Origin of the sequence: Pseudoalteromonas sp. McH1-7 (assembly GCF_013366255.1) — a bacterium.
Taxonomy (GTDB): domain Bacteria; phylum Pseudomonadota; class Gammaproteobacteria; order Enterobacterales; family Alteromonadaceae; genus Pseudoalteromonas; species Pseudoalteromonas peptidolytica.
On sequence record NZ_JABWPQ010000004.1, the window covers coordinates 36435 to 49040 of the forward strand.

A 12606-nucleotide genomic window follows, 5' to 3' on the forward strand; every position below is an offset into this window, starting at 1 on the left:
ATGAACAATAATTCTAAGACTTCAATGCAATTATCGACAGCAGCGCGCTGGTTCGAAAGTCAAGCGAAACGTGGGTTTCGCTCAGCGATACCGGCCTCAGAAAATACACAGCATTCGGCAAATCATGAGCATACGCACTATGTAGCCGATGTTTCAAGCTTACTAAGTGCAACTGAAGCATCCGCCAGCAGTACTTTGCTCACCGCGTTTATCGCTTATTTAGCAAGACTTACCCTGCATTCTGAGCAAGTGCTTGCAGTACAGGCTGCACCTCTATCGCAGCAAATAGCGTTGTTCAATATTGACTTTACGTCAGACTTTTCTCAGGCAATTAGAGAATGTGAGACCACTTTAGCCTCTGCTGCGCCCGTATCAAATGAAGCGCTTAGCCAGATGGCGCAGCAACATGAACTAGAAAGTCATGCCGGTTGCTCTGCATTTACACAACTTGGATTTGCCAGTTGCAGCCAAAGCGCTGAAGTCAACTTGTCACAAATGGCGATATTATTATGTTTGCGCCATACCGAATCTGGATATAGCTGTGAGATGTCATTTGCAACCGCACTTTACAGTGAAGCGATTGCTCATAGCCTATTTAGCGGCTTTTTAGGTTTTTTAGAGGCTGCAACCTCGACACCGCAAGCGCCATTAAACACCTTAGCCCTGGTTGGAGAGCAAGCAGAAACATTGCTAGAGCTTGGACAGCCAAGCTACCAGGCAAAAGCTGAGATCAGCGACTTAGTCAGTGTCTTTCGGGCAAGAGTCGCAGCTCATCCGCAGCAAATAGCAGTACGAGAGGAAGCGCTTCACCTTACCTATGAGCAGTTGGACAAGCGCAGTGAACAATTGGCGCACATCTTACAGGGGCTTGGTGTTTCTAGTGGAGATACCGTAGCGGTGGCGCTACCACGTTCAGTTGCACTGGTTGAGACGTGCTTGGCAATCGTTAAACTGGGCGCCGCCTACGTACCGATTGCGTTAAATACTCCCATAGAGCGCCTGACTTTATTGCATGAACAGTGTCAATTTGCCGCTCTTGTGTGCGGGGAAAGCTTTACTCTGCGAGTGCCCGACGTTGCGGTAATAAACCTTGATAAAACAGCGTTAAGTGAAGCGGCTATTGAACCTGTGATAAGTGAGTTGGACCCGAGTACTCGAGCTTGTATTTTGTATACTTCGGGCTCTACGGGGAAGCCAAAAGGTGTGATATTAAAGCACGGAGGCCTCAATCGTATTGCACTCAACTTAGACCATGTTGATACCGACCAAAGCAGTGTGGTTGCCTTTTGTAATAATACCGCATTTGATGCTTGTAGCTTTGAGATGTGGCTGGCGCTATTAAATGGGGCATCGTTGGCCGTTATTTCACAAGAGCAGGTTCAAGATCCAAGGCGTTTTGGTAATGCACTTACTCAGCATGGTGTCACGCATAGTTTTTTAACCGTAGCGCTGGTGAATTTGTATGTGCAAGTTGATCCGAGCATCTTATGTGGTCTCGAGGCTTTGTGGTTCGGTGGAGAAGTGATCCCTGTCGAAACCTGTCGTCGCCTATTACAACATTCATTTTCAGGGAAACTGATTGCCTGCTACGGACCCACAGAAAACTCGGTGTTTTCTACCACGCATCTGCTTGATGAGTTAGCGCTGGAGCAAAACTCGGTTGCATTGGGACGCGCCTGTGCCTATTCCAATCATTATGTGCTGGATCCTCAGGGGCAGCTACTTCCACTTGGTGTCACCGGCGAACTTTACTTAGCGGGTGATGGATTAGCGGAAGGGTATCTAGCCGCACCAACATTAACAGAACAAGCATTCGTGAGTGATCCATTTAACTTAGGTACTATGTATCGCTCTGGTGACTTGGTGTGGATGGATGAACATGCCGTACTGCACTTTGTTGGACGTGCTGACAACCAAGTAAAAATCCGGGGACATCGTATTGAACCTGAGGAAGTACAGGTGCAACTCGGTCAACACCCTGATATTGCCCAAAGTCATGTTCGTGTTATGACGCGCAACGGCCAAAAGTATCTAGCCGCATTTATATGTTTTACCAATACGACGACATTGTCGGTGGAGCGCCGAGCCGAGCTGTTATCTTGGCTTGCTGAGCGTCTTCCACCATACATGTTACCGTCTAGTATTACTCAAGTTTCTGGCTTTACTTTAAATGCCAACGGCAAGATTGATAAAGCAGCTTTGCCTGAGCCGAGCGCAGCTGATCGTGGCGAGCAATCTGAATACATCGCCCCACAAGGTGAGTTAGAAGCTGCGATGGCGACGTTATGGCAAACCGTGCTCGAGGTGAAGGTAGGCAGAACCGACAACTTTTATCACTTGGGTGGTGATTCCATCGCTGCAATGAAGCTTGTTCATCATGCTTATTTACACGGCTTTGAATTAGACCCTGCTTGTATTAGCAGACACCCAAGGTTACATGAAATGGCCTTACATCTGCAGCCATTGCGTAACGTCGAGCTTCAAGCCGCTTGTGCTACCGGTAAAAAGCTCGCATCAGCGGCGCAGCAGCGGATGTACTTTATGCAGCAATTAGACCCTCATAGTGTTGCCTATAACCTAGGAGTAACATTAACGAGCCAGACACCCATTGATGCAAAACGGTTAGCTGTCGCGGTAAACGAGTTAATTCATCAACATGAAGTGCTGACACAAGGCTTTGCTTATGATGGTAAATTATGGCGCGAAACACGTCGTTTTGATGGCGTAACAGAGCATGCCTGTACTAGCGAGCAAGACGTAAATACACAGCTGCACTTACTTAATCAGCAGGTGTATGACTTAAACACAGATTGTCTCTTTAGGGTTGCTTTGTTAACTCATAATAATAGTGCCACGTTATATATTGGTGCACACCACAGCATCGTGGATGGCTGGTCACTAGATATTATTTTACGGACACTACATAGCCTTTATCATGGTGCTGAACACAACGAAGAAGCCCGCGCTTTTGACGACTATTGCCAACTAGAGCAGCAATGGTTAACCAGTGAGCAGGCCGAGTTGAGTACCGACTTTTGGTCTCGATACTTAGCTGAGCATAACCCTAGCAGTGCATTGCCGTTTGATTTTGCGAAAAAAGCGGATCATAAGGCACGTGCAGCTGTGCATAAACAAGTGATCAGTAACAATATTAATCTGCGGGTAACTGAGCTGGCTAAGCGCTGGCAGCTAACGCCATTTAACGTTTTCCTCAGTGCTTTTTATGCGCAACTAGGCTATCAAAATGGTGAAAGGCAGCTTACTTTAGGTACTGCTGTTGCTGGTCGTGAATGGGGCGGGTTTGCTGATACTGTGGGCATGTTCGTCAACACGCTAGCGCTAAACTTCAGTGTTGATCTTAGCAATAGTTTTCAAGCAATCTGCAAACAAGTCGGCACGGAAAATCAGCGAGCATTTGCACAGCAACAGCTACCCTATGAGCGAGTGCAGCATAGCATTAGTGGCAGTGAAAGCCTGTTTAACGTGATGTTTGATATGCAAAACGCAATCACTTGGGGCGGCAACAGTGAAGGGAACTGGTCTAGCACGCGGATGCGTGTTGATGACCCCCAGTTTGATTTGACGGTCACTTTAGAGTCTCAGCATGACGGCCTTAACATTATTTGTGAGTATGATGCGAGCCTCTATCAAGAAGCCACGATTGTGCGTTTTATTTCCGCTTATCGTGAGCTAATCGGCAGAGCATGCGAACATCCAGAACAACCCCTATACGAGCTAATGGCGCTTACTAGCCAAGAGCAGCAGCTTGTAGATAACTATGCATCGGTTCGAGCTAATTCGTATCCCCATCAGCACTATCTCGACGCCTTTGACGCCAGTGTAGCTGAGTTTGCTGATGCTATCGCGGTTCAAGACAGTCATACAACACTGACTTACACTCAGCTAGACCAACAGGCTTGCGCATTAGCTAGGGCTTTAGTTGAGGCTGGAGTGAAGCTAGAGCAACCCGTTGCGGTCCATCTAGCGCGCGGTCATAAAGTGCTGGTGGCAATGTTAGCCATTGCTAAAGCGGGTGGCAGTTATTTACCATTTGATATGCGCTTACCTGCGCAGCGGATCCGCAGTCTCATCGAAGATCAAAGCATAGAGTTTGTGATTAGCGACAGTGAAGGTCCGTTTACTGGCGTTACTGTTGTGGATTCGGACGCAGTTGGTTGTGACACCATAGAGTTAACACAGATCCCACGCTTTGCTGCTCAATTGGCGTACACGCTATTTACTTCTGGCACCACGGGCAAGCCAAAAGGGGCAATGACAACCCATCAAGGTATGGTGAACCACAATTATGCATTGCTTGACGAACTGTCATTCTCAACTTCTGACTGTTTTGTGCAAACGGCTGCATTATCTTTTGACATTAGCGTGTGGCAGCATTTAGCACCATTAATGTGTGGTGCTCGGGTGGCTATTTTAAGCGACCAAGAAGTGCTCGACCCTTTGTTATTCTTGCAAGCGCTAGCACATTATAACGCGAGTGTGTTGCAGGTGGTGCCTGCGCAGCTGCAACAACTTATAGATCAAGCAGCGCAATTGGCACATGACCCGCTTGCTGCCTTACGCATTTTGATCCCAACCGGAGAAGCGCTGCCTCCAAGTCTTGCGAGAACTTGGTTTGATAATTATTCCATTCCAATGTTTAACGCATACGGCCCCGCAGAATGTAGTGATGATGTGACGTTGCATCATTTATCTGTAGCGCCTCCTGCTCATCAAAGCGTTTTACCTATTGGGAAACCCATTACTGAGTGTGGTGTATATCTTTTAGATGAAGCACTGCAGCCGGTACCTGTTGGCGCTATCGGTGAAATTTGTATTGCAGGAGAAGTGGTACTTGGACGCGGTTATTTGAATGCTCCAGCACTGACCGCCAATGCTTTTGTGGCAAACCCGTTTGGCGCGCCTGGCAGCAGAATGTATAAAACCGGTGATTTAGGTCGCTTTAATTTTGCAGGCGAATTGGAGTTTGTTGGTCGTCGCGACTTCCAGATTAAGATCCGTGGTATGCGGATTGAAATTGGTGAGATTGAGTCTGTGATGGAAATGGCACCTAACACAGCTCGTTGTATCGTATGTGCTGAACAAGGGCTCTTATTAGCATATCTGGAAAGTGAATTAAGCGTCGATACACTGCGCCTACATGCACAGGAGCAACTGCCAGAGCATATGGTGCCGAGCTACTTTGTGGTGATGGATAATTTGCCTGTGACTGCCAACGGCAAAGTAGACAGAAAAGCACTCCCAACATTGGCACAAGTTAGAACAACGGAAGTGGGTGAGTCACCTTGCGGGGAAATTGAGCAGTATTTGGCAAAGCAATACGCGCAACTGCTTGATTTAGAAGTAAGCCAAGTGTACCGCGATGCGCATTTCTTTCGCTTAGGTGGACACTCACTGTTGGCGATGAAGCTAATTTCTGCCTTACGTAAGCACTATTCACTCAACGAAAAAGCAACCGTTAAGGCGATTTTTGATTATCCTAACTTAAGCGAACTGGCCACGTTTGTTGCCCAATCGACTATTGCACCGGGTGAGGTACTGGCCCAAGTAACGCTTGCCGATAACCAGCATTTTGCATTAACACAAACGCAGCAGCAAATGTTGTGGTTTGAGAAACTGCAGCCGGGCACCGCGCTTTATAATATGCCTAATGCTTGGCAAATTCATGGCGAGCTAGAGAGTGCCAAACTAGAGGCCGCGGTGACATTTTTACAACGCAAACACCCGATGTTGCGCGCACGTATTGATGAGGCCCACAACCTACAGTTTATCTCTGAACACAATCAACCACTGACTGTGACTCAAGTGCCCAAAACCACCTCTATGTCGCAAGCAGTTAAGTTGATAGCCAAGCAGCCATTTGATCTGTCAGCTGGCTTGTTCGAGCCCATTTTACTTTGCTGGCCAAGTGGTGAGCAGGTATTAGTATTTAATATGCATCATTTGATCTCGGATGCTTGGTCAAGCCAAGTGATGTTGGCGGATTTGATGGCGTTTTACAGCAATCAGCCAGTGCAAGACACAAACACCTATCATTACGCTGATTTGGTGAATTGGCAGCAGCAAGCGAGCTATCAGCAAGAGGTTCAAGAAGCGGTATCTTGGTGGTGCGACTACTTACATGATGCACCGCATGTGTCGGCGTTACCTACGGCGCAAAAGCGTCCACCGCAACGTACGTTCCAAGGTCAAACGTGGAGTTTTAGTCTGTCTTCTGAGGCATCTAGCGCGGTTGCTGAGTTGGCGCAGGATGCTGAAGTTAGCTTATTTACCTTATTGCTAAGCTGCTATACGGCTTATATGTCGCTGTTGACAGGGGCTGAACAATTAATAACTGGGGTGCCTGTTGCAGGCCGTGACCGCACTGAATTTGATGAGGTAGTTGGCTTGTTTGTGAATACGCTGCCATTCAAAGCCCAGTGCCAGCCTGAGCTCAGTTTTACAGCATACTTGGCAAAAACACAGCAACAATGGTTAGAGATACTTGCGCATCAACAAGCCCCACTGGAAGCTATTATTGATGGTTTAGGTGTTGAGCGAAGCGCGGGTATTAACCCTCTTGTGCAGCTGATGTTCAACTTTGAACAAGGTGGCGCATCGCAAACTTTTGGTGGATTGACTTGCACTGAAATAGTCACAGATCACGATACCGCCAAATTCGATTGCCTGTTATCGATGTCTTATGATGGTCAGCTGTGTCAGGGGAGCTTTGAGCTTCCTAGCGATCTTTACCATGACGCTCAAGCGCAGGCACTTGTTAATGGCTTTGCTTATTTTGTTGAGCAAGTGGTTCAAGATGCAGACAAACCATTAGCGGCGATACCACTTATTGATACGGCGCAGCAACAGCAAGTGCTTAAGCTTGGTCAGTCTTTGGTATCTCCTCAGCATACTTCATGCGATCTTATCAGCAGTTTTATGTCCAGCGCCACCGCGTATCCACAGCGAATTGCCGTGCGTGAAGGAGATAAAACTCTAAGTTATCAAGCGCTTGATCGAGTGACTAACCAATTAGCTCATTACTTGATTGAAAGTGGGGTTCAGGCAGGAGGTAATGTTGCTATTGTTATGCCTCGTTCAATGGATTGGATCCTTGCAGCAGTAGCCATAATCAAAACAGGTGCGGCTTATGTGCCTATTGATCCGCGCTGGCCGCAAGAGCGCATTCACTTTGTTTTACAACAGGCCAATATTAATATTGCATTTGCTGAGCAGTCGTTGTCTGAGCAAGTCTCGTCACTTTCTTTGCCCACTCTGCTTCCTCAGTTAAATGACTATGCAATCACGGCGCCAATTAAGAGCGTAACTGCTGACAGTGTTGCCAATATTATTTATACCTCAGGGTCAACGGGTCAACCTAAAGGGGTTGTGACGCCACACCGTGGGATCACCAGGCTGGTACTGAACCCAGCAGAAGGTGGGTTAGATTCACACTGTGTGGTCAGTTTTATGAATAACCCAGCGTTTGATGGCGCGACATTTGAAATTTGGTCGGCGCTGCTAAGCGGCGGTTGCTTGGCTGTGGTGACAGAGCAGCAAGTGCTTGCGCCAACTGAATTTGCCAAAGTGGTTGAACAAACGGGAATTAACTATGGCTTTATGACCGTTGCGTTATTCAATCAATATGTGAAAACCGAACCGCGCATGCTACACAGCTATCGACGTCTTTGGATTGGCGGTGAAGCGGTGTCTTCTCCGAGCTGTAAGGCACTGCTTGAAAGTGGTTTTAAAGGCAAATTGTGTAATGGTTATGGCCCTACGGAAAATACGATTTTCTCTGTAACCTGTGAGATCACCTTAGCGATGGTGCAAGGGACAGATGTGCCACTTGGGCATGCTTGTGCTTGGGGTAGTCACCTTATACTAAACGCCGCAGGACAATTAGTGCCATTGGGCACGCCGGGTGAGCTATGTTTAGCCGGTGAAGGATTGGCGCACGGTTATCTTGCTCGTCCTGAACTAACGGCTCAAGCATTTATTCAAAACCCTTATGGTGAAGGGAACTTGTATCGCTCAGGAGATCAGGTGTATATGGCAGCTGATGGCACTATACATTTCCTTGGGCGCATCGATAATCAGGTTAAGATCCGTGGTCATCGAATAGAACCTGAAGAGCTAAAAAATCAGTTAGATCAGCACCCAGACATTGAAAATAGCGTTGTTGTCGTGAAACAACGCGGTGAGCTGGCGTATTTGGCTGCGTATATCAAAGTAACACCTCAAGCGCAGATAAACCGTGGAACAGTGCTAACTTGGCTGAAATCTCGTGTCGCCCATTATTTGCTTCCATCTACTGTTACTCTAGTTGAGCAATTTACGCTTACGCACAATGGCAAAGTAGATGCGCGGGCCTTACCTGAGCCAACTGAAGCTGATTGGGGCAAAGTGATAGATGACATGCCACTGACCCAACAGCAGCAAAAACTAGCCGCCATTTGGCATAAACTATTAAAGGTGACACCCACCGCAAAAGACAACTTCTTTGCGCTTGGTGGTAACTCTATTTTGCTGATGCAGTTGGTCAGTGAAGTGAAGATGGCATTAGCAACAGACCTAAGCATTGCTGAGTTGTTTATGGCGCAAACGCTCGAAGGGCAAGCCGAGTTACTTACGCAAGCTGAACGGTCTCAAGTTGCTGCAATATCCACACCTGAATCATTCTCACAAGCAAGTCCTGCACAAACTCGTATGTATTTTATGCAGCAGTTGGAGCCCACAAGTACAGCTTACAACATCAATCTTGTGGCTGAATGTGCAGCGCTTGACGCGAAGCAACTACAGCAAGCCTTGATAGCGCTGAGCGATATGCATCCGGTGCTATGTCAACGGTTTGAAGAGCAAGCGGGTGTGATCCAACGCATTGCAGGAAACCCATGCCAGCTTGAAGTGGTTGAGCTTGATAGTGATGATCAACATGAGGTCGAGCGATATGCAGCGCAATGTGTTAGCAAAGCCTTTGATTTGGCCGGCGACTGTCCTTTACGTGTTACGTTAATCAACAGCCAATCTCGACACTTTATAGCGTTGAGTGCACACCACATTGCCTTGGATGGATGGTCACTAAACAAGTTATTCAATGATTTAGCTGTAGCGTATGAAGGTGGTGAACTTGCTGTAGCAGAACCATTTGCATTGGATTATAACGACTATTGCTATCAACAAACGAACTGGATGCAAAGCGCCGAAGCACAAGCGCAACGCGCCTTTTGGCAAGCATATTTAGAGCAAGCCAATGAAGGGGTTAGCTTACCGGTTGACCACCAAAAGCGTCCAGAGCGTAACTCTGTCGCTGCTTATTATGATATTAATCTGGAAGCGAGTGTCGTGGCTCAAATTGAGCAACTGGCTAGTCGATATGCTGTTACACCATTTAACCTTTATTTGTGTGCCTTTAGTTTGGCGCTCAGCCATGCAAGCGGTGAGCGAGATTTGGTGATTGGCACCGTATCAGCTGGTCGCACGCAAAGTGGCTTTGAGCAAACATTAGGGATGTTCGTTAATACGCTTTCTTATCGGCAACGTTACTCACCACAAATGCGCTTTGTTGACCTTATCAAGCAATCGGGTCATGAATTTGGTGCCATGATGGCAAACCAAATGTTGCCTTATGATGAGGTAATGAGTGCGCTCTCTCGTGGCGGACAGTCACCGCTATTTAATGTGATGTTCGATCTGCAAAATAGTTTCTCAAGTGATTCTCTTCAGTTAGCTGGACAGCCACTGACATTACTCGATTTGCCAGCGGATCAGCCACAATTTGACATGACTGTGGTGCTTGAGTCGTTACCGCAAGGTACACGTTTGCGCTTTGAATATGACGCTACCTTATACGAACCTGAAACCATCGCCCGATTTGCACACAAGTACTTAACGCTATTGCAGCAAGCGAGTGCTAAGCCAGAACAGGTGATTGCAGAATTTGAGCTACTTGATCAAGGCGACAACAGCATTTGGCACGACTTTGCAACGTTGCCCGCGACTCAACATCGTAATGCACATTACTTGGATGTCTTCGATGAAGTCGTCGCACAATATGGTGATAAAATTGCTGTTGATGATGGCCAGCGTAGCCTGACCTACCGAGAGCTAGACAGCGAAGCCAATCGACTGGCCGCTGTGTTATTACAACAAGGTGCTGTGGCGGATCATCCGGTTGCAGTTCACCTCACTCGTAGTTGCCACGTGATGATTGCGATGTTGGCAATATTTAAAGCTGGTGGATGTTACCTACCGCTGGATACGCGTTTACCAACCGAGCGAATTCGCATGTTGTTAGACGAGCATCATATAAAACAAGTGATCACAGATAGAGCTGGCCCATTTGATGACGTTTGTGTGGTACACCCAAATGACCGAGCGACGCAAAACGTTGATCTTAGCGCTGTAGTGCGACATCCAGAGCAGCTTGCCTATGTGTTATTCACCTCAGGTACAACGGGCAAACCTAAAGGGGCGATGACCACCCATCAGGGCATGGTAAACCATAATTGGGCGGCGCTAGATACCCTTAAATTTAGCGCTGTCGATACCTTTGCACAGACCGCAGCATTGTCGTTTGATATCAGTGTTTGGCAGTACCTTGGCGCTTTGATGAAAGGGGGCTGCGTGGCAATTTTCAGTGATGAAACTGTGCTTGACCCATTGCTGTTTTTACAGGCTCTAACACGTCATCAAGTATCGGTATTACAAACAGTGCCAGTTCAGCTTCAGCAACTGATGGATGAAGTTGCTGCAGGCGCCTATGACAGCTTAGGTGATTTGCGCCATCTTATTCCTACCGGTGAGGCACTGCCGCCAGAAATGGCAAGAAGGTGGTTTAAGCGTTACCCCCATATTCCTATGATGAATGCCTATGGCCCTGCGGAATGTAGTGATGATGTGACGTTGCATGTGATGAAAGAAACACCGGCAGCGTTCTACGCGCAACTTCCTATTGGCAAGCCCGTGTATCAGTCGGCCATCTATTTACTCGATGCCGATCTGCTGCCTGTTCCGCAAGGCGCGGTAGGGGAGATCTGTGTTGCAGGTGAGGTGGTATTAGGTCGAGGCTATTTAAATGCACCATCATTAACCGCCAATGCATTTGTTGCCAATCCATTTGGAGAACCGGGCAGCCGACTCTATAAAACAGGAGATTTAGGACGCTATAACCATCTTGGCGAGCTTGAGTTCCTGGGGCGCCGCGACTTCCAGATTAAGATCCGAGGAATGCGGATTGAGATGGGCGAAATTGAATCTGTGATGGAACAAGCTCCAGAGACAAAACGCTGTGTCGTCAGTGTCGAAAACGGGGTACTCATTGCTTATTTAGAAAGCCGCGCTGAATTGGCTGAATTAAAACGTCATGCTGCCGCTTGGTTACCGGACTTTATGGTGCCAACCCATTATATCTTGATGGCTCAGATCCCTGTTACTGCCAACGGTAAAGTGGATCGCAAATCTCTCCCCAATTTAGCGGAGGCGGGAATTGACGAGCGTGGTGAAGCGCCCCAACCGGGACTGGAGTCTGAACTTGCGGCGCATATGGCGACCTTACTAAAAATTGATGTCGATCGGATCGGTAGGCTGTCTGACTTCTTCCAATTAGGAGGACACTCACTACTTGCAATGCGCCTGATCTCAACATTACGCCGTGTATTGGAAGTAGGTAATGCGCTTACCGTTAAAGACCTATTTGAACAGCCGAGTCCACAGGCATTGGCACAATATATCACTCAGTTACAGCCTGAGGCGCGTGCGCAGATCAGTCATCATGAACTCATGCCACTGCAGCATTTCCCACTCAGTGCGATACAACAGCAAATGGTGTGGTTTGAGACCTTACAGCCGGGCACGCCACTGTACAATATGCCAACGTTGTGGCGCGTGCATGGACACTTGGATGAGGCACAGCTTAACCTCGCGATGGAGCAGTTGCAGCAGCAACATCCGATGTTAAGAGCAAGGGTGCAACTGGCACAGCAACAACAGTATATCAGCGATGATATTCAAGCACTTGAACTTAAAACATTTGATACCGATGCGGCACTCATGGCTTGGTGTCGCGACCGAGCGGAACAAAGCTTTGACTTTGCTGCGAGTTTATTTGCACCTTACCTGTTGCGTTCAAAGCAAGGTGAGCAAGTGCTGATGCTAATGATGCACCATGTGATCACGGATGCATGGTCCAGTCAGTTACTGCTTGATGACTTACGGGGGCTGTTAAGCGGTGAAGCCGTGCAAAACCCAAGCGTAATCACCTTCAGTGATGTTGTCCACTGGCAAATGAGTGATAGTTATCAGCAGCAGCTTGCCGAGCAGCTCAATTGGTGGCAAGAAACGCTGGGTGATGCGACAACGGTGCTAAGCTTGCCAACCCCACATCGCCGTCCACAACAGCGCTCGTTTGTTGGCTATAGTATTGCATTTACTTTGGATGATGCTACTAGCCTTGGGTTAAGTAAGCTCGCCCAGCAGCAAGATGCATCATTATTTATGGTCTTGTTAGCTGCATATAATGCCTATTTATCGCGTTTAACTGGGCAACAAGATCTGATAGTTGGAGTGCCTGTTTCTGGTCGTGAACATTCAGAACTTGAACGGGTAGTT

At 47.7% G+C, this 12606-nt stretch carries 1 protein-coding gene (cut by a window edge); it reads left to right on the top strand.

The genetic code is table 11. The annotated features are described in order from the left end of the window. Positions 1-12606, top strand: partial view of a non-ribosomal peptide synthetase gene (locus HUZ36_RS03835; RefSeq protein ID WP_176032038.1) — the 5' portion only. 8556 nt of this gene lie beyond the right edge of the window; only the first 12606 of its 21162 coding nucleotides appear in the window; its start codon is at positions 1-3; its stop codon lies beyond the right edge, outside the window.